The sequence below is a fragment of the Gracilibacillus sp. Marseille-QA3620 genome, assembly GCF_054950035.1.
In genome coordinates, this window is the sequence record NZ_CM143102.1 from 1,242,277 (window position 1) to 1,260,848 (window position 18,572).

General features: G+C 41.8%; 17 protein-coding genes and 1 riboswitch. Of the genes, 13 read left to right on the top strand and 4 right to left on the bottom strand.

Translation table 11 applies throughout. The features are described from left to right. Positions 1 to 48 precede the first annotated feature (48 nt). Positions 49 to 241: riboswitch (Lysine riboswitch) on the top strand. 202 nt (positions 242 to 443) lie between these two features. The 3 genes from ACY8DX_RS06330 to ACY8DX_RS06340 all read left to right on the top strand — a co-directional run bounded on the left by ACY8DX_RS06330 (position 444) and on the right by ACY8DX_RS06340 (position 5,203). Beyond that, positions 444 to 1,901, top strand: coding sequence for an amino acid permease (locus ACY8DX_RS06330; protein WP_049671633.1), 1,458 nt, complete (start codon positions 444 to 446; stop codon positions 1,899 to 1,901). 212 nt (positions 1,902 to 2,113) lie between these two features. Next, positions 2,114 to 3,754 (top strand): CoA-disulfide reductase, encoded by a 1,641-nt coding sequence (gene cdr, locus ACY8DX_RS06335; protein WP_462406417.1) that lies wholly within the window; start codon positions 2,114 to 2,116, stop codon positions 3,752 to 3,754. A 120-nt stretch (positions 3,755 to 3,874) separates the two neighbouring features. Next, positions 3,875 to 5,203, top strand: a complete 1,329-nt coding sequence (locus tag ACY8DX_RS06340) for an IS3 family transposase (RefSeq protein ID WP_049672034.1) — start codon at positions 3,875 to 3,877, stop codon at positions 5,201 to 5,203. 62 nt (positions 5,204 to 5,265) lie between these two features. Here ACY8DX_RS06340 and ACY8DX_RS06345 read toward each other — a convergent pair whose 3' ends face one another. Together ACY8DX_RS06345 and ACY8DX_RS06350 are read right to left on the bottom strand one after the other, a co-directional pair. Beyond that, complete coding sequence (locus ACY8DX_RS06345; RefSeq protein WP_462406418.1) at positions 5,266 to 6,189, bottom strand: serine aminopeptidase domain-containing protein; 924 nt, start codon at positions 6,187 to 6,189, stop codon at positions 5,266 to 5,268. 63 nt (positions 6,190 to 6,252) lie between these two features. Continuing rightward, entirely contained in the window at positions 6,253 to 7,521 is a 1,269-nt protein-coding gene (locus ACY8DX_RS06350; protein WP_462406419.1) for an MFS transporter, read from the bottom strand. A gap of 155 nt (positions 7,522 to 7,676) precedes the next feature. On the opposite strand from ACY8DX_RS06350, the gene ACY8DX_RS06355 reads away from it, so the two are divergent. From ACY8DX_RS06355 to ACY8DX_RS06380, 6 genes are all read left to right on the top strand, one after another. Continuing rightward, complete coding sequence (locus ACY8DX_RS06355) at positions 7,677 to 8,885, top strand: helix-turn-helix domain-containing protein (protein WP_462406420.1); 1,209 nt, start codon at positions 7,677 to 7,679, stop codon at positions 8,883 to 8,885. Further along, a complete protein-coding gene (locus ACY8DX_RS06360) occupies positions 8,878 to 9,126 on the top strand; it encodes a hypothetical protein (protein WP_462406421.1) in 249 nt (82 codons plus the stop codon). The genes ACY8DX_RS06355 and ACY8DX_RS06360 overlap by 8 nt, the downstream gene beginning before the upstream one ends. 1 nt (position 9,127) lies before the next feature. After that, on the top strand, positions 9,128 to 10,399 hold the full coding sequence (locus tag ACY8DX_RS06365) for a right-handed parallel beta-helix repeat-containing protein (protein WP_439802824.1): 1,272 nt from the start codon (positions 9,128 to 9,130) through the stop codon (positions 10,397 to 10,399). Further along, a complete protein-coding gene (locus ACY8DX_RS06370) occupies positions 10,396 to 10,893 on the top strand; it encodes a nitrous oxide reductase accessory protein NosL (RefSeq protein ID WP_462406422.1) in 498 nt (165 codons plus the stop codon). The genes ACY8DX_RS06365 and ACY8DX_RS06370 overlap by 4 nt, the downstream gene beginning before the upstream one ends. Positions 10,894 to 10,961: 68 nt before the next feature. Further along, positions 10,962 to 11,774, top strand: a complete 813-nt coding sequence (locus ACY8DX_RS06375) for an ABC transporter permease (RefSeq protein WP_049671625.1) — start codon at positions 10,962 to 10,964, stop codon at positions 11,772 to 11,774. Next, positions 11,744 to 12,475, top strand: a complete 732-nt coding sequence (locus tag ACY8DX_RS06380; RefSeq protein WP_049671624.1) for an ABC transporter ATP-binding protein — start codon at positions 11,744 to 11,746, stop codon at positions 12,473 to 12,475. The genes ACY8DX_RS06375 and ACY8DX_RS06380 overlap by 31 nt, the downstream gene beginning before the upstream one ends. Before the next feature lie 197 nt (positions 12,476 to 12,672). On the opposite strand, the gene ACY8DX_RS06385 is transcribed toward ACY8DX_RS06380, so the two are convergent. After that, positions 12,673 to 12,816, bottom strand: coding sequence for a DUF1272 domain-containing protein (locus ACY8DX_RS06385; protein ID WP_462406423.1), 144 nt, complete (start codon positions 12,814 to 12,816; stop codon positions 12,673 to 12,675). Positions 12,817 to 12,855: 39 nt separating this feature from the next. Beyond that, the gene (locus ACY8DX_RS06390; RefSeq protein ID WP_049671623.1) at positions 12,856 to 13,416 is read right to left on the bottom strand and encodes a cysteine hydrolase family protein; all 561 of its coding nucleotides are present in this window, start codon (positions 13,414 to 13,416) and stop codon (positions 12,856 to 12,858) included. Positions 13,417 to 13,797: 381 nt separating this feature from the next. Here ACY8DX_RS06390 and ACY8DX_RS06395 point away from each other — a divergent pair, with 381 nt between their 5' ends. Genes ACY8DX_RS06395 through ACY8DX_RS06410 form a run of 4 tightly spaced genes read left to right on the top strand, consistent with a single transcriptional unit; the run spans position 13,798 to position 18,543 of the window. Further along, a complete protein-coding gene (locus ACY8DX_RS06395; protein WP_462406424.1) occupies positions 13,798 to 14,757 on the top strand; it encodes an XdhC family protein in 960 nt (319 codons plus the stop codon). After that, the gene (locus ACY8DX_RS06400; RefSeq protein ID WP_462406425.1) at positions 14,754 to 15,377 is read left to right on the top strand and encodes a nucleotidyltransferase family protein; all 624 of its coding nucleotides are present in this window, start codon (positions 14,754 to 14,756) and stop codon (positions 15,375 to 15,377) included. The genes ACY8DX_RS06395 and ACY8DX_RS06400 overlap by 4 nt, the downstream gene beginning before the upstream one ends. Before the next feature lie 11 nt (positions 15,378 to 15,388). Further along, a complete protein-coding gene (locus tag ACY8DX_RS06405; RefSeq protein WP_462406426.1) occupies positions 15,389 to 17,713 on the top strand; it encodes a xanthine dehydrogenase family protein molybdopterin-binding subunit in 2,325 nt (774 codons plus the stop codon). Then, a complete protein-coding gene (locus ACY8DX_RS06410; RefSeq protein ID WP_462406427.1) occupies positions 17,710 to 18,543 on the top strand; it encodes an FAD binding domain-containing protein in 834 nt (277 codons plus the stop codon). Before ACY8DX_RS06405 ends, ACY8DX_RS06410 begins: the two co-directional genes overlap by 4 nt. The last annotated feature ends 29 nt before the right edge of the window (positions 18,544 to 18,572 follow it).

Below are 18,572 nucleotides of genomic sequence, written 5' to 3' on the forward strand. Positions count from 1 at the left end.
TATCCTTTACCTACACAAGTGAATAATTATACAAATCCTCATCAGAAAAGATGAGGTAGAGGTCGCGATATTTATCAGTACGCTAGTAACAAGAGCCGGAAAGCTTGATGACGCTAGCGGAAAGGAACTATCGCCGAAGCGCTGTTCTTTTCCGAGAATGGCAGCTGGGACTGCAGCCGAATAGGTGCAGGACTGTCATGGGAATACATACTTCATGCTCCCATGGAGAACTATCCGTTTTTGTCTGGTGTGAATCTTTTTTTAAGCACACCTGCTCCAAAAGGGTGTGTTTTTTGTTTTATTTGACGCTATGAATGGAAAGATTGCTAGATTACGCTTGTCTTCCTACATAGCTTGCCGACTAAAGAAAGTTCACATCTCATTTGGGCCAAAACATGGATAATCTGAATTGGAGAACATCAGTTTTGGAAGGGGAATGACCAGTGACACAGAATAAACAGCTTGGATTTTGGATTTTAACGGCCTTTGTGGTCGGGAATATGGTAGGCTCAGGAATCTTTATGCTTCCTCGTACCTTGGCAGAGGTTGCAAGTCCTGCCGGCGTCATTATGGCTTGGGGCTTAACGGGACTTGGTGTCTTGACGATTGCGCTTGTCTTCGGGAATTTAGCAATCCGGAAGCCGCATTTAACCGGAGGACCGCAAATTTATGCGAAGGAGCTCTTTAAAGAGGATTCAACTGCGTCGAAGCTATCAGGCTTCATGGCCACATGGGGCTATTGGATAGGTAACTTTGCGGGGAATATTGCCATTATAACAACGTTTGCAGGATATTTATCTACGTTTTTCCCGATTTTGACCAGTCAGGCTGTCTTGTTGACAGTCGGGGACTTTACGCTTAGGGTCGGAAACGCTCTTACATTCCTTGTTTGTACAATTATGCTATGGGGCGTTCACTACATCATCATGACAGGCATTAATCATGCTGGTAAACTGAACTTCATTGCAACAGCGGGAAAAGTGATTGGCTTTGGCTTATTTATCATCATCGGCTTATTTGCCTTTGAGAAAGCGAATATCCTGCCGTTTGTCGAAATGAAGGCAGATAGCAGCGGCGTCAGCCATGGGCTTCTAGGCCAAGTGAATTTGGCGGCTGTTTCGACCCTTTGGGCATTTGTCGGGGTTGAATCTGCCATTGTTTTTGCCAATCGGGCAAAACGGAAATCTGACGTGAAGGCAGCGACCATTGTCGGTCTTTTGATTGCTCTTGCCATCTACATGGGCATCAGCACACTCGTAATGGGTATGCTTACTCAGGATGCTTTGCTTGCCTCTGATAAGCCATTGATCGATGCAATTACAGGAGTACTCGGGCCAATCGGCGGAAAGGCACTCGCAGCCATTGGCTTGATCAGCCTCTTCGGTTCAACAATTGGCTGGGTGCTCTTAAGCGCTGAGATTCCGCATCAAGCAGCGAAGCAGGGTCTTTTTATCCCGGCTTTCATGAAGGAAAATAAAAATGGGGTACCGGCATTTTCAATGCTGGTTTCAAATGGACTAGGTCAGTTGTTCATCTTCTCGACCATATCAAACTCTATTGCCTCTGCCTTTGATTTCATTATCTATATTGCAACCTTGTCTTACTTGGTGCCTTATTTAATCTCTTCTACCTTCCAGTTGAAATTAGTTTGGACAGGGGATACGTATAAAGCCAATGACAACCGTTCACGAATTATCGATGGATTAATCGGGCTTCTGGCAACGGGATACTCCATCTGGGTCATCGTGAAAGGAACGGCTGACTTTGAAACCTTCCTATTTGGGGTCATCCTGCTTGCAAGTGGAATCTTATTCTACCGCCACGTACCTAAGAATCAAAAGGAAGCAGCGAGAATCCAGCATTCCTATCGGGAAGCGGCTGTTTCCGTTGACACAGAATAACAAATCAATTGTCATGAAGAATCAGATGATCATCTGGTTCTTCATGATTTTTTTTGGCTTATTTCGATAGACAATTCAGTCAATATTTTATGTTTTGCGGGATACAATGATATAATTTTGGTGGACATAAAATAGACATAAAACTTCAATTGACATACCTATGGGGGTATATTAAACTTCTAGCTATAGACCTATCATGAGGAGGAAACGAGATGAAGATCCTAATTGTCGGAGGGGTGGCAGGCGGTGCATCAGCAGCAGCACGTTTACGCCGTCTTAGTGAGAAAGATGAAATCATCATGTTTGAAAAAGGAGAATACATTTCATTCGCCAACTGCGGCCTGCCGTATTATGTCGGGGAAGTCATCCAAAATCGTAATAAATTGCTCGTCCAAACGGTGGAGGGTATGGGTACTCGTTTTAATCTTGATATCCGTAATTGGACAGAGATTATTCAGATCAATCGCGAGGATAAAACCGTTACGGCAAGAAAAGTTGCTACAGGCGAAGAATATACAGAGTCCTATGATGTATTAATCCTTTCTCCAGGTGCAAGTCCAATCAAGCCCCCAATTGAAGGGATTAGTGATGCGAATAATGTTTACACGTTGAGGAATATTCCTGATACCGATCGAATTAAAGAGAAGGTTGATAGGGAGAAACCTGAGAAGGCGGTTGTCATTGGCGGAGGCTTCATTGGCCTTGAGATTGCGGAGAACCTGCATGAGCGCGGAGTAGACGTGACCATTGTTGATAAGAGCAGCCAAGTGATGGCTCCGATTGATTATGAAATGGCTCAAATTGTCCATGCTCACCTGCGTGAAAAGGGCGTTCATCTCCTTCTTGAAGAGAATGTATCCGCCATTTTGGATGGAGGAAAGAAGGTTCGTTTAGATAGTGGAAAAGAACTCGATGCCGATATGATCTTGCTTGCTATCGGCGTGAAACCGGAAAGCATGATTGCCAAGGAAGCAGGTCTTGAGGTTGGGAGAAATGGCGCGATTAAAGTCAATGAGCATATGCAAACCTCTGACCCATCCATTTATGCTGTCGGTGACGTGATTGAAGTGAAGGATTATATCCATGGTACCGATACTTATATCCCGCTGGCTTGGCCGGCTAACCGTCAAGGACGATTGGTTGCTGACCATATTCATGGGAAAGAGGCGGTCTACAATGGAACTCTCGGAACATCCATTGCCAAAGTGTTCGACCTATCTGTCGCTTCAACCGGCAGCAATGAAAAGATGTTGAAAAGACAGGGAGTGCCGTATGAGGTCGTTCATGTGACGCCAAACAGTCATGCGGGCTATTATCCAGGTGCAGCCCAAATTAATTTAAAGCTGATCTTCGACAAGGAGAGCGGGCGGATTTACGGCGCACAAGCTGTTGGTAAAGATGGGGTTGATAAGCGAATTGATGTTATCGCGACAGCTATTAAGGGCAATATGACGGTTCTTGATTTGCCGGATATCGAGATTGCCTATGCGCCGCCTTATTCTTCAGCAAAAGATCCGGTCAATATGGCTGGATATGCCGCCACCAATATTATGGAAGGTATGGCTGAAACGGTTCAATGGCATGAAATCGACGAGATTGTCGCTAACGGAGGATATTTACTAGATGTTCGTTCTCCAGGAGAAGTAGCTAAGGGCGCTATTAAAGGCTCAGTGAACATCCCGATTGATGAACTCCGCGGCCGCCTCGATGAAATTCCACAGGACAAAGACTTGTATGTTACCTGCCAAGTGGGCATGCGCGGCTACTTAGCTGCACGTATCCTTGAAGGCAATGGAATAAGCGTGAAGAATCTAGACGGGGGCTATCATTTGTATTCCATCGTCCATCGATAAGAGAAAGAAAAGGAGCAGTTATTAAACTGGTACCTGTAGTTAGGACACTTGAAAAAGAGTGTCCTAGCTACAGGTTTTCTTATATACTAGAGGTCATGAAATAAGATACAAGGGGATACCATGAGTAAGATTACATTTACATCTAGAGAGATTAAACTACTTCAAAAAAACCCAAATGTACAACGTGTCAGCGAGCGATCCATCACCTATACAGATGCATTTAAAAATAGATTTATTGATGAGTATATGACGGGAAAGCTTCCCCGGCAAATTTTTATGGAGGGCGGTTTTGATGTCGACCTCATTGGAATGAAGCGAATCGAACAATCGGCCTATAGGTGGAAGAAAGCCTATGAAACCAATGGGTTACTTGGACTCACGGATTCAAGGAAAACGGCATCTGGAAGGCCGTTAAAACGGGAACTCTCACCATCTGAAGTGATTAAACGCCAAGAAGCTCAAATTAAGCTGTTGGAAGGACAAATAGAGCTATTAAAAAAGCTAGAAATGACCGAAAGGAGGCTGTTAAACGAAAGTCAAAACCTCGCTCCAAATAGAATCTATCAGCTGATTTATGAGACCTTGGAACAACATTCATTCAAGCGATTGACGGCATACTTTTGTGCCCTCTTAGGCGTATCCCGTTCGGGTTACTACAGTTACTTAAAGGCTTTTGAGGTCCGTAAAGCAAGAGAACAATTAGATTTAGAAGCGAAAGAGCTCATTTTAAAAGCGTTTAAACGACGCGGGTATAAGAAGGGGTCTCGCTCCATTAAGATGGTATTAGAAAATAAGTATGGAGTCCACTTTAGTCGAAAAAAGATTCAACGAATCATGAGGAAATATGGGATTGTCTGTCCTCACAGGAGGTCAAATCCTTATAGGAAAATCGCCAAAGCCACTAAGGAACACCAGGTCGTTCCAAACAAGTTGAACCGAGAATTCAAACAAGGAGTTCCTGGTAAAGTACTATTAACAGATATCACCTATTTGCCATATGCCGGAAGACAGATGGCTTATTTGTCGACCATAAAAGATGCCTCGACGAACGAAATCCTCGTTTACCATGTTTCAGACCGAATTACATTGGATATCGCCACGCAGACGATCCATAAGTTAATGAACAACAAGAAAGTAAAATTAGACAAGGATGCGTTTATCCACTCCGATCAAGGAAGCCATTACACAAGTCCTCGTTATCAAAAATTATTGAAGAAATATGGATTGGGACAATCCATGTCTCGCCGGGGAAACTGTTGGGACAATGCCCCTCAGGAATCGTTCTTTGGGCACCTCAAAGATGAAGTCGATTATCGATCTTGCCAGACACTGAATGAACTAAAGGCCAAAATAAAGCACTACATCAATTACTATAATCATGACCGTTATCAATGGAACTTAAAGAAGATGACCCCTGTTCAATTTAGGAATCATCTTCTCGTAGCTTAGTCTCTTTTTTTAATGTGTCCTTGACAGGGGTACCAGTTTATATCACTCTGCTCCTTTTTTCATTATTTTAAGATATAGTCGACTGCTTCCTTAAGATATTTGGTGAAATCCTCTGGAATTGTGTGTCCCATTCCTTTAATAGACATGAATTTATGCGGGATGTGATGATCTTCTAATAGCTGTACAAGCTTTACGGTTTGCCCATAGGCAGCATCCTGCTCACCAGCGATGATTACACCTTTTGCATCATTTACGTGGGCCTTTGCTAGTTTTTCCATCACAGTCATTTCTTTTATGTAAGGGATGACAGCAATAAATCCTTTGACAGAAGGATGGGTTAATCCAAGTTCAACTGCGAGCTTTCCTCCTTGTGAGCCGCCTGCAATAATCAAATCATTAATTGGATGATTTTTTTGAAACAGGCTTAACGTTTCTTCGATATCTGCTTTCGCCTGTTTTTCATCATCCCATACATAAGCATGACTGCCTGTCGCTTGAGAGGATTGGGCAAACCCAAAGGCGTATTGTTTTGCGGTTTCAGGAGTCAGAAACACTTCCGAAAAAATCTCAGCATTCGAGTATCTCATATGTAAGGCATAGATTCCTGTTTTAGCCTCCGGATTTCCTTTCTCCAATATAAGCGCTCTTGAGGATGCTTTCTTTCTGGCGAGTGCCTCATCAAATTGACGAATTAATTCTTTGAAATCGGCCGAGTGCTCGAGAGCTTTAAATTCATCATCCATATGAAACATATCAGGATTAATCCAATATCCTTTGTCAAAAGCTTGCTGCAAGGTCATGATAGCCTCTTTTTTCTTCCCTTCCGCCAGCTGGAGACTTGCCTTCCAAAAGGCAAGCTTATCTAGCATAAGTGGAAATTCGTGTTCCATTTCATGGAGCAATTGAGAACATTCAGCGTGTGCCCCCTTCGTGAACAATGTAATGATTTCCTGCTGCTTGTTTGAAAAATCAGTATATGTCGGCAAGGAATGACCTCCTTTGATTATGGTGCTAGTAAGGATTTCGGTTAGTAAGGTTGATATTCCTGCTTATCCGGCAAGTTTTGCCTCCGCTGGTTCAGAGAGCTTGCTGAGACTGAATACAGCAATGAAAAGAAACGCACCGCCCGTAATGTATGGGACATAAAAGGAGGGAATATAGTCAAGCAATAGCCCAAATAGAATCATCCCAAGGGGGGCAATGGCCGCTGAAATCGTTTCAACAAGTCCAAAGATACGGCCGCGCATTTCGTTTGGCGTCGTGCGCTGGATCAGAACCATGATTGGGATATTGATTATCATGATGGACGCACCAATTAGTCCAAGCAGGATAAGGTAGTAGCTGATATTAAACATGGAAGAATCGGATCCAAGCATTGGCGGGATTCCAATCAGGATGACCAGCAGTGATAGCAGCAGGAAGCCGTTACGAATCATTCGTATTTTTTGATTGTGTTCCTTCTGCTTCGAGATAATCAAAGAGGAAACCAGGGCACCGACTGAAACCATAGCTGCCGTTGTGCCATATGCCTGCGAGGAAAAATTCAAGGTTGTATTCAAGATATAAGGGATTGCGACATTAATTCCGGCAAAGAAAAAGTTAATCCAGAAAGCCATCTTCAGCAGGCTGAACAGAAGACTGTTTTCCTTGAGGTAGCGAAGTCCTCCAGCCAGGCTGTGTAAAAAGCGTTCCTTCTGGACAGGAGCTGATTTGTTCTCAAAGAGATTAAACTTGATAAAGTATTCGATGATGCCGGCACCAAAAAAGGTGATTGCTGTTAATAATACGATGAGGTCAATTGGCAGGAATGCATACAGAATACCAGCAATTAGAGGCCCGACAATCCCTGCCAGAGAAGAGGCAGATTGATTCAAAGAGCCGGCCTTTTGGATGTTGTGCTCACCTGCCATAGATGCAAGCGTAGAAGAGGCTGTTACTGAGAAGAAGGTCGAGGTGATGGCTAAAATGGCTTCGGATAAATAAAGCAAAACGAGCGGCAGTCCAAAAAAATGTCCATAGATTAAAATAAACACCATCAATAGTCCGCTCGTGACCTCAGATACGATGATGATCATCTTTCGATTCACCTTATCCGCAATAGTGCCGGCAATCGGGCCGAATAGAATCCGCGGCAATGAGGCACAGACCAAGGCAAGGGCAAAACTCGTGCCAAGACCGGTGACCTTTAAGATATAAAGCCCGATGACAAATGAATAAATGCTGGCGCCGGATAGTGAAATGAATTTTCCAATGACAAATAACAAGATATTTCTTTGGGCTAATCGTTCCTTTTTCTCGGCAGAGAGGGCGAGATTCACTTTTGTTCCTCCTTCATCCATTGAAGTTTAATTGGATTAAACTAATTATAGGATTGCTAAATTAAGGAAGTCAACGAAAAGTTTAAAATTATTAAACTTTTCGTTGTTGGCAACTAACTTATCTTATATAATTTTCCATATAAGGAGGTGGCAGAATGCTTGGTGAGAAAATCCTTCAATTTCGTAAGGCACGTGGAATGACGCAAAGTGAACTGGCTGGAGAACGCCTGACAAAAGGAATGCTTAGCCAGATTGAAAATGGAAAAGCTGCTCCCTCTATGGCAGCACTCGAGTATTTGGCCGGCCGTCTTGGATGTGAAGTCTCAGATTTAGTAGATAAGAAGAAAGATTACACAGGCCTGCTATCTGAAATGGAAGCACTGAAAGAGGAAGGCAATTATGAAACAATTGACCAAAGGCTTGCCGATACATTGCCTGTGAATATGGATGTTGATTTGGTCTTGGCAAAGCTATACGGTTTGTATGCTGAAGCCGGTTATAAGCTGAGAAAGAAAGACCGAAAGAGATATGCGGACCTGGCTGCTGAATTTTATCAGGCGAACGGATTATATGTAAACAGCGCGAAAATCCTTTGGGCTTATCATGAATATTGCCGCGATGAATGGCTTGATTGGAAAGAGTCTTATCATACATTAGAGCGAATTCGAAAGGAATACACGGGAAACGGACTTGAAGAGGATACGGTTTTTCAATTGAAGCTGCTGTTGGATGAAGCGATTGATCTTATGGCACTTGAAGAATATACAACTGCACATCAAAAGCTAAAAAGTGCGATTAAACTGGCTAATAAGACGAATATTTACTATCAAATGGATAATATTTACCGGATTGCAGCAAATGAGGCACTCCGAAACAATGATGGGGAGGAGTACTTACGGCTCCTTAAGAAATCAGAACAGTATGCCGTCTTTACAGAAAATGAGGCTTCGATTAAGATAATGCCTTTGCTGCGAGCGATGTACCACAATATGATTAAGCATGACCATGCTAGTGCAATGGCAGAGCTGGAGCAATATTCAGCTGAAGGAATGTTCCTAGAGCCGCTGTATCATTTAGAAATGGGCAGAACCTTGTTTGGTCTTGGCAGGATTGAAGAAGCGCTTATTTCTTTAAGCCAAGTTAAATTAGTTGATTACCTTATTCATCCAATTGATATTGCCATGCTGCAATCTGCCGGAATCTATCGTGCCCTTTGCTATGAACAGATGGGACGAGAGGAAGAGGCATTAAAGGAGATTGACCATGCAGAAAAGCAATTGAGAAGAATGCCGAAATCAATTTATTATCAACATGCAGTAAAGGTAAAGAAACGCCTTTCTGAAAAAAAGGGAACTGATGACTGAATCAGTTCCCTTTTATTTTAATGGAAAAGGGGAAGTTGTTAAAAAGGCAGAATGGGCTAAATGGCTCTGGGTCTTTTGTGGTGATTTTCTCTTCTGGGAATTCATTCGTTCTATAAGTCATTATATTGGATTGTCTAAATATTATTTTAGTAAAATAAATATAAGGTTAGTAGGGATAAGAGGTTTGTGTGTGGATGGGATTTCAGTATGGTACGGTGGCTTTGAAAAGGAAGGGTTGTAATATGAACTATTTGCGGATTCTCTTTTTGATGGCGGGCTTATGGCTGCTGCCGGCAGAAATAATGTCCGCTGAGACAAGCCTTCAGGAACAAATTAATGAAACACCCAGCGGGGGGAAGCTGATCATTCCAAGCGGGACATATGAAGGACCAATTGAATTGTCCAAGCCTATTGCGATTGAGGCCGAGAAAGGAGCGGTAATTCAATACAGCGGCAGAGAAACAGCTGTGTCCATAAGCGGGCAAGATGTTTCAGTACGTAATCTGACTATCAAGACGTCGTCAGATAAAGCTGTTGCAGCGGTTCAACTGACCGGTGATGGACATAAGCTGCTTGATTTGGATATTGTGACAGGCGCGACAGCCATCAGGATGGATCAAGCAAGTCAAGTACAGATAGAAGGGACAACGATTACCGGACAGTTCGGGGAGCATGCCATTGACTTGAACGAATCCAATGATAATGTCTTTGCGGAAAATAGCATTAAACGTGTGGAGGATGGATTCTACGTTGAGGACAGTGACCGAAACACCTTTACGGGTAATCAGGTCAGCGAGTCACATTACGGCTTCCATATCATGTATTCAGAAGAAGCTGCGCTTATAGATAATAAAGTGGCTGATAGCTTTACTGGTGCAATGGTAATGGGGGCAAGCGGGGGAATTATTGAAGGGAATGAGTTCAAGAATAACAATGAGAATGTTCATGCACAAGGCTTACTGTTATATGATTCTACAGGTGTGCGTATTGCGGAAAATCAGCTGATTAATAACCGAATTGGCTTATTTATTGAACAAGCTGATGCCAATGAAGTGAAGGACAATCTCTTCTTATCGAATTATATAGCGGTTCAGTTTCTAGAGTCTGCGAATAATATTATTTCAGAAAATGATTTTCGATTGAATTTAAACGAGGCACAAGCCATCAAAAGCAGCCAAAATGAGGTGAATGGAAATTACTGGGATTCAGCCGTGAAGGTGGATGTAAATGGGGATCAATACAGTGATCTGCCTTATGAAGCCGATCCATATTTCTTATCCTTGACTGACGAAGTACCGGAATATCAATTATTCTTTCAATCACCCGGTATGTTGATTTTGCAGAAGATGCTTAAGAGCACTAGCGGGGATTTGCTGATGGATAAGGACCCGCTGATGAAACCGCAAGCCATGGAAGTGACAAGGGGAGGAAGCCCTTGGCAGGTATGGGCCATAGCGACAGCAATGTTTGGAGTAAGTGCCAGTTTATTTCTGATAGGGAGGAAGAAATCATGAAAAAAACATGGATTGGAATTGGTTTATCTATACTATCAGTTTGTTTAATTGGGGTATTGCTGTTTCTAGGAGGCTGCAGCAAAGATGAGGTTGAGCCGCAAGCAATCGATCCGGAAACAGACATATGTTTGAACTGTAATATGTCAGTGCCTGATGACCAATATGCCACTGAGCTCGTCTTGGCTGATGGTAAATATATGAAATTTGATGATATTGGCTGTATGTACAAATGGATGGAAAAAAATCCAGATGAGAATATCGAACAAGGCTTTGTACGTGATTTCAATTCGAAGGAATGGATAGACGAAGAGGATGCCACATATGTGTATGGAATGGAGATAGAGACACCAATGTCATTCCATGTTATCTCATTTGAGGATGCAGATGATGCAAAGGATTATGCAGACAGTCACTCTGCGAAAGTAATGTCCTATTCTGACCTTGAAAACCATAAATGGGTCAAGGAAATGAAATCTGGCGATCATAACATGTAAAGAGCTTGAATGTAATAATGCAGGCAGCCAAATGCTGGTTGCCTGTTTGTTTAGGAGGTGGTTCATCCATGTGGACAATCTGGGGCTCTGAATGGAAAACAACATCAAGACAGAAATCCTATTACAGCATTCTCATTCTTTGGCTGTTTGTCATCAGCCTTTTAATTGCATTAGAAAGGTCGAATGGGTCCATATCTGGCTACACGAATATTACGGGTACGATTGTTAATATCATGCTGTATATATTGCCGCTCTTTATGCTTATTTATGGGTCATTTTCCATTGCCAATGAAATGGAGAATGGGCAGTGGCGTTTATTATGCACCTATCCGCTTGAGATGTCTTCATACTTTTTTGGGAAGCTGGGGGGACAGTTTACTGCTCAGGCTGTTGGTTTTTCGCTTGCCTATTGGCTCAGTATGCTGTTGGGCTTGATTACAGGCATTTCCATCTCGTTGAAATGGATGATCGTACTCTATCTATTTTCACTCCAGCTTATTCTCTTTTTTCTTTGTATTGGATTATTCCTTGGCTCCTTTGTCAAAACGAGATGGCAGGCTTTAACCCATTCTGTCGGGGTTTGGTTCGTACTCATCATGATATGGCCAACTCTGCTGATTGCCATAACGAGTGTACTGCCCTATCCCATGATTGGAACATTCATGAAGACAGCTATGTTTCTCAATCCAGCTGAATTCACCCGTTTTTTCCTCGCATCGAAGCTGAATGCGGGCTCTATCTTCGGGGTTGCCTATGATTCCCTTGTTCCATTATTTGAACAAGGCATTGTCTGGGGAGTGATTTTTCTTTATGGGTTTGCAGTGATTGCGCTGTTAGGAGGTCTTGCTATATGGAAGCTGAAGAAAAGGAGAGCCAATTAAGCGGAAAGCTAATGGTGAACGGTGTTTCCAAACAATATAAACGAACATATGCCCTTCATCCTTTTTCCATGCAAATGAGAGAGGGAGAATGCGTTGTCCTCTGCGGAGGGAACGGAGCCGGCAAAAGCACGATCCTGAATATTCTGGCTGGAATATCACGGCCAACCGCAGGCTCTGTCGCATTGAATGGCATTGAGATGATGAAGGAGAAGATGGCCTATGTAGCTGATATTGGCTATATGCCAGATGAATTTCTAGCGCAAGGAGAGATGAGTGTCTGGGAATTCCTTCGTTTCTATGCCTCTTTGCGTATGGTGGCTGATGACAGAATCGAACAAGTCCTGGGGCAAATAGGGTTGGAAGAGAAAAGGAGCGAGCAGGTTAAGGCTTTATCTAAGGGGATGCGTCAGCGCTTGCTGCTTGGGCAAGCAATCCTTGCTGATCCGGACTTGCTCATCATGGATGAACCGACAAATGGACTGGACCCTTTCTGGATAAATGAATTCGTCGAATTGGTTCATACCTTGAAGAAGAAGGGCATGATGATTGTTTTCTCCACTCATATGATGGATGTAGCAGCAGAGGTTGGTGACCGAATCATGTTTATCCACTCAGGGAAGCTGGCCCAGTCCCTTGTCAATGATGCGAAGGACATTCCTGGATTTACAAGGCGCTTATTGGAGCTTTATCGGTTGAATTGATAAGTGAGACCATGGCGATATGCCATGGTTTTATTGATTATGATGAATGTTCTTCTAGATGATCAAAGGGTGTTGATTATGAAGGACAGGCAGTTTTCTAACGAATAAAGCAGATAAAAAGATTGATTATTCAAAGCAAAGATAAGCAGGGTACTTGCCCTGCTTATCTTAAAATAAACAGTTCAGAAATATTCTTTTTATTTTGGTCTTCTAACAAGTTCACCGCCACAATCAGTGCGTATTTGTTTCATCACTTCAGTACAGAGCTTGCAAAATGTACATTCGTAAACGCAAATATAAGCAGTTGAGTTTTCGCTTAATGATGTTATCGGAACACTCACTTTTCTCTGTTCTCTCGCAAGGTAAATAGCGCGATTTATCTAGTCCCTGTATGAGTCATGAGTTGGACTAAACAAGTCTTCGGCTGAATTCCTAACAATGGAAAAGTGCTCATTATTGTCATGTCCATGAAGAGTGTCATTATGATGATTGATAATTTGTTTTGCGCTTAAAAAGTCACTGTCTGTTGTTGAATGGGCATCGCCGGCCAATGTAACATCAAAACCATTAATAGTGGCTGTTCTGACTGCGCTATCTATACAATGCTGTGTTTTACAACCTGCAATAATAATATGTTTTATCTCTTGAGATTTTAAGTGATCTAATAAGCCTGTTCCATGGAAGGAATTCGTTGCCGTTTTATCAAAAAACCTTAAATCTGCAGGCAGATTGATTTCATCGTGAACCTGAAACCCTTTACCTTTACCCTCAGCAACATCTAAATCCCTGACAAATACAATGGGAACGTTCAATGTTATGGCTTCTTTAATCAGTAAGTTAATATTCTTAATGAGTGATTCTTTATTAAAGACTTCACTTTCTTCTTGATTTCCATCTATTAATTCTTGTTGAGCATCAATGATTAATAATAGTTGATTCAAATCATTATCCCCTTTCGATTAGGTGGGGAAACGCTAATCATACTGGCTATTTAGTCGTAATCCCCTTGTGAATTTTGAAGTGAACATTTCTATTGATTGTCATAATACCTACCCCCTAAACGAAGTTTGACTGATACTGAGTGAATGATCAGACGATTAAATCATATCATGTTTTCATTATTAATCTTCAACAATTCGTAAATTTTTCCATCCTTCCATGGCGTGGTCGAGATAATGAGCCAGTCACGTCCTTTTGGCGATAGATTGATGAATATCACAGGTAAACTTAACACGAAAACAGTCTTCAGGAATGAAAGTCATGAAATGCTTCGGTAGTCATAAATATAATGTATAAAATAAGCGGATGAATGGAGAGAGTGAATGAATCAATTTGCTCTGATTCTAAAAGAATTAAGTCAAACAGATAGGGAATGCGTTTTGGTAACGGTCATACATGTTAAAGGATCCGCCTATTTAGGCGAAGGCACTACGATGTTAATTAAGAATGATGGCTCCTCTGTCGGAATCATTAGTCCGGGTTGTTTGGAAGAAGATGTGATGTTTCAGGCAGAAAATGTATTCCAGGATAAAAAATCCATGACTCTTATTTATGATATGGCTGACGCTGAAGGTTGGGGTATTGGGAACGGGTGTAATGGCATTCTCTATCTCACTCTTGAATACATCGATGAAGAATTGAAGCAACGATTAACTGAAATCCTCGCCAATTTGAATGATGGATTATATACCATCCATCAAAAGTACTTAAACGGCCAATATGAATTGGAACAGACTGTTTTTAAGGCTTTTAAACATCAGCCAGAAGCTTTTCAAGAACAAAAACTGCTACCCAATGGCTCCGGATATGTATTTACACATATGATTGAACCTAAAACACGACTGATTATCTTTGGAGCAGGAATAGATGCCAGACCATTGGTGGACATGGCTCGCCATTGTGATTTTCACGTGATACTGATTGATTCTAGAGTATCACTATGTAATAAGCAAAACATCCCGGGGGCAGATCAATATATTACTGCGCATCCCCTGGAGGCTATAAAAAAAATAAAGTTTAAAAGAAATGATTATATTGTGCTTATGACTCATCATTTCTTACATGATAAAAACATCCTTCAAAAACTGATAGGACAGAGCCTAGATTACATCGGAATTATGGGGACGAAAGAACGCTCGAAAAAGCTGCTGGATTCAAACATACCAAGTAATGTGTATACACCAGTCGGGTTGTCCATAGGTGCTGAAGGTCCATACGAAATTGCTGTTAGCATTCTTGCAGAACTGATTCATATTCGAAACGAAAAGAGAAAAACGGAATGAAGATCACTGGGCTTTATTTAGCTGCCGGTCACAGTCTGCGCATGGGTATGAATAAATTATCCTTGCCATTTGGAGATCATTTATTGGGAATGTGGGCCTTGGAAAAAGCAATTCACTCACAGCTTGATGAGATTATTATCATCTCCAATCAGGTGAATGTCTTACCATATAAAACGGCTGAAGACGAGAAATGTATGGTCAGCATGATAGAGGGAGAGGGGCGCAATCAATCTGATTCAATTAAAGCTGGCTTGGATAAGGCTATTGAATATCAGTCAGACGCCATTATGATTCTACTCGCCGATCAGCCCTTTATTTCTACTAAGATAATTAATCAATTAATCAATATTTATAAACAAGATCATACCAGGTCATTTGTTGCTCCATTAATGGATGAATCTATGAGACCGCCGATATTGCTATCAAAAACATTATTTAAGGATTTATATAAACTTGAGGGAGATCAAGGTGCTAAGCAAATCCTAATGGAAAAAAGGCAAGAAGGAGTGTTAGTGCCTTTTTGGGATAGAAAGATATTTGTAGATATTGACACGATAGATGAATATTTATTTTGGACACAAAATATACAATCAATGAGCCTAGAAGAATCAAATGAATAAAGGAGACTTCCATGGATACGATTGGTCAAAGTGTCATTCGCAAAGAGGCCTGGAATAAAGTGACTGGAAAAGCACTGTATACCGCAGATTTAGATACAGGAAATATTCTCTATGTCCAAAAGGTAATCAGTCCCTATGCGCATGCATGGATAGAGGATGTGGACATTAGTCAGGCTATGCTTGTTCCTGGGGTGCACAACATTGTAACAGGTCAGGATTTACCCTTAACCGGGGAAGAAATAAGAGACCGGTATCCGATAGCGTTTAAGAAAGTTCGTTACCACGGGGAAGTTGTGGCATTAGTCATTGCTGAAACTAAGAAAATTGCCAAAGCGGCTGCTGACCTCATACATGTTATTTATAAGCCGCTGCCGGTTGTCAATTCTCCAACCGAGGCACTTGAAAATAATGCCCCAATCCTTCACGAACAGTTAGGGGGGTATAAGAAAATACCTGATGTCATCCCTATACCAGGAACAAATATCGCTAACCATTCGAAAATCAGAAAGGGAAATAAAGATCAAGGGTGGATGGAAAGTGAAGTGACGGTTGAACAAGTTTTTTCCTTTAAACCATCCGACCATGCGGCTATGGAAACGAGATGCTCACTCGCAGAAATTACAGGCGAAGGTGAAATAATCATTCATTCCTCTTCACAGGCGCCATTTATGATTAAACGATTAATCAGTGAGTACTTTCAAGTGGAAATAGGCAAAGTTACCGTGCATACCCCATTGGTTGGCGGTGCATATGGAGGAAAAGCATCCATCCAGTTGGAACTATTAGCGTATATTGCGTCAAGAGCAGTTGGCGGTAGGAAAGTTAAGGTGATCAATAGCCGTGAAGAAGATATGCTGACTTCCCCTGGACATATCGGTCTTGAAGCGAGAGTTAAGCTGGGAGCTAACCGCAATGGACTGCTTAAGGTGGCTGAAATCACCTATTTGTGGGACGGGGGAGCATACTCTGATAAAGCAACAGATTTAAGTCGTGCCGGTGCAGTCGATTGCACTGGACCTTATCATATAGAAAATATCTATTGTGATTCCTTATGTATGTATACAAATCACCCGTATGCCGCACCTTATCGTGGATTTGCTCACTCAGAGGTGTTATTTGCATTTGAACGGACAATGGATATCTTAGCCCTTAAATTAAAGATAGACCCCCTAGAACTGAGGCAAATAAATGCCATCAAGCCAGGTGATGAGACACCTACTCAAGTGAAATTGAATTCAAGTACAGTTGGCAATCTTCCTGGTTGTATAAAAGAACTGAAGAAATTAATGAACTGGGAGGAAGGAAATTATAAAAGAATCAGTGAAACACAAATAAGGGCGAAAGGGATTTGCTGCATATGGAAAAACTCCACCATTGATCCGAATGCAAGCTCCGGCGCTATCCTTATCTTTAATCCGGACGGGAGCGTAAATGTGATCTCTGGCGTTGTTGAGATTGGGACAGGGACAAAGACAATCTTAGCACAAATGGTTGCTGATCAATTGAAAATGGATATCTCCCGAGTGTTTGTTCAAATGGACGTCTTAACCAAAAGCACACCGGAGCATTGGAAGACCGTTGCAAGCAGAGGAACATTAATGGCAGGCAGAGCGGTCAGTCATGCTTGTCAGGATGTCATCAATCAATTGAAAAGGATTGCTTCCATTGTATTGAAGGCTCCTGTTGAAGATATGGAGATTGGAAATGAAACGGTTTATTGGAGGGAAGAGCCTTCTAAAGCCTTATCCTATAAAGAGTTGGCCTATGGCTATTCTTATCCGGGAGGGAATGCCATTGGGGGGCAAATTATTGGGAGAGGGAGTTATATCATTCCGGGCATTACCACTTTAGATAAGGAAACAGGGGCTGGGAAACCAGGACCAGAATGGACGGTTGGTGCTCAAGGGATAGAAATCGAATACAATCCCCTTAATCATCGATATAAAATACAAAAAGCAATTTCGGTGATTGATGCTGGAAAAGTATTGAATCAAAAAATGGCAGAAGGGCAAGTGATGGGCGCCATGAGTATGGGGATAGCCTTTGCAGGGCGGGAAACCTTTTATTTTGATTTATGGGGGAGAGTTCAAAATCCTCAGCTGAGAACGTATAGACCATTAAGGTATGGAGAGCACCCACAGTATATTTGTCGGTTTCTAGAAACTCCTCACGTAGAAGCCTCTTATGGAGCCAGAGGGCTGGGAGAACATGGTTTGCTTGGGATGCCAGCTGCATTAGCGAATGGCTTATCCACCGCTGCATCTACCTCTTTGAATAAATTGCCCTTACTGCCTGAATTGATTTGGAGAAGTGTGGCAAAGGAGCTGGGGGAATGATCGCCTATGATTTTGATTACTATGAACCAGTAAAGATTGAGGAAGCCGTTGAATTATATCGAAATCTAAAAAAAGAAGGCAAAAACCCTTATTATTTTAGTGGTGGAACAGAAATTATCACTTTAGGCAGATTGAACTTAGTCAAACCAGATGCCGTTATTGATATCAAAAAAATACCGGAATGTAATCTGTTTCGTTATGATCAAGAACATCTCTTCATTGGTGCGGCATTACGTTTAAATGAATTTGAAAAAAACCGTTCATTCCCTTTATTATCAAGTGTTACAAAAGAAATAGCCGATCATACCTCGAATAACACGATTACCCTTGGCGGTAATATATGCGGCCAAATCTATTATCGCGAAGCTGTTCTTCCGTTCTTGCTTGCTGATAGTATTTGTATTACAGCCCGAGAATCTGGATTACAAAAGAGTAAGATAAACGATATGTTTAATAAGTATTTACTGCTGGAGGAAGGGGAGCTTTTAGTAAGCTTAGCTACCAAAAAAGACTATGTAGAAGCAAAGTCAATTAGCATTAAAGTAAGACAACAATGGAATACAGGATATCCGCTAGTCACTGTTGCAGCTCTAAAAATAGAAGGTTTTATCAGGATTGCCTTTAGTGGAGTTTGTTCTTTTCCGTTTCGTTCTGAAACAATGGAACAGATTCTTAATGACCGCAGCCGTTCTTTAAGAGAACGAATAAAAGCCGCCCTGCAACAAATCCCTGGTCCGGTGTTAAATGATATTGAGGGTTCTGAAGATTACAGATTATTCGTTTTGGAAAATACATTGACCACAATTTTTAAAAAGCTTGGTGGTGAATAAGTGGACGATAAACGAAACAGCCAGAAGCA

What these genes read in the sequence shown, in the direction of transcription:
- ACY8DX_RS06395 (WP_462406424.1), top strand. Translation starts at nt 13,798, where the DNA reads ATGAATCAATTTGCTCTGATTCTAAAAGAATTAAGTCAAACAGATAGG.
- ACY8DX_RS06360 (WP_462406421.1), top strand. Translation starts at nt 8,878, where the DNA reads ATGACTGAATCAGTTCCCTTTTATTTTAATGGAAAAGGGGAAGTTGTT.
- ACY8DX_RS06400 (WP_462406425.1), top strand. Translation starts at nt 14,754, where the DNA reads ATGAAGATCACTGGGCTTTATTTAGCTGCCGGTCACAGTCTGCGCATG.
- ACY8DX_RS06340 (WP_049672034.1), top strand. Translation starts at nt 3,875, where the DNA reads ATGAGTAAGATTACATTTACATCTAGAGAGATTAAACTACTTCAAAAA.
- ACY8DX_RS06405 (WP_462406426.1), top strand. Translation starts at nt 15,389, where the DNA reads ATGGATACGATTGGTCAAAGTGTCATTCGCAAAGAGGCCTGGAATAAA.
- ACY8DX_RS06355 (WP_462406420.1), top strand. Translation starts at nt 7,677, where the DNA reads ATGCTTGGTGAGAAAATCCTTCAATTTCGTAAGGCACGTGGAATGACG.
- ACY8DX_RS06365 (WP_439802824.1), top strand. Translation starts at nt 9,128, where the DNA reads ATGAACTATTTGCGGATTCTCTTTTTGATGGCGGGCTTATGGCTGCTG.
- cdr (WP_462406417.1), top strand. Translation starts at nt 2,114, where the DNA reads ATGAAGATCCTAATTGTCGGAGGGGTGGCAGGCGGTGCATCAGCAGCA.
- ACY8DX_RS06375 (WP_049671625.1), top strand. Translation starts at nt 10,962, where the DNA reads ATGTGGACAATCTGGGGCTCTGAATGGAAAACAACATCAAGACAGAAA.
- ACY8DX_RS06370 (WP_462406422.1), top strand. Translation starts at nt 10,396, where the DNA reads ATGAAAAAAACATGGATTGGAATTGGTTTATCTATACTATCAGTTTGT.
- ACY8DX_RS06380 (WP_049671624.1), top strand. Translation starts at nt 11,744, where the DNA reads ATGGAAGCTGAAGAAAAGGAGAGCCAATTAAGCGGAAAGCTAATGGTG.
- ACY8DX_RS06410 (WP_462406427.1), top strand. Translation starts at nt 17,710, where the DNA reads ATGATCGCCTATGATTTTGATTACTATGAACCAGTAAAGATTGAGGAA.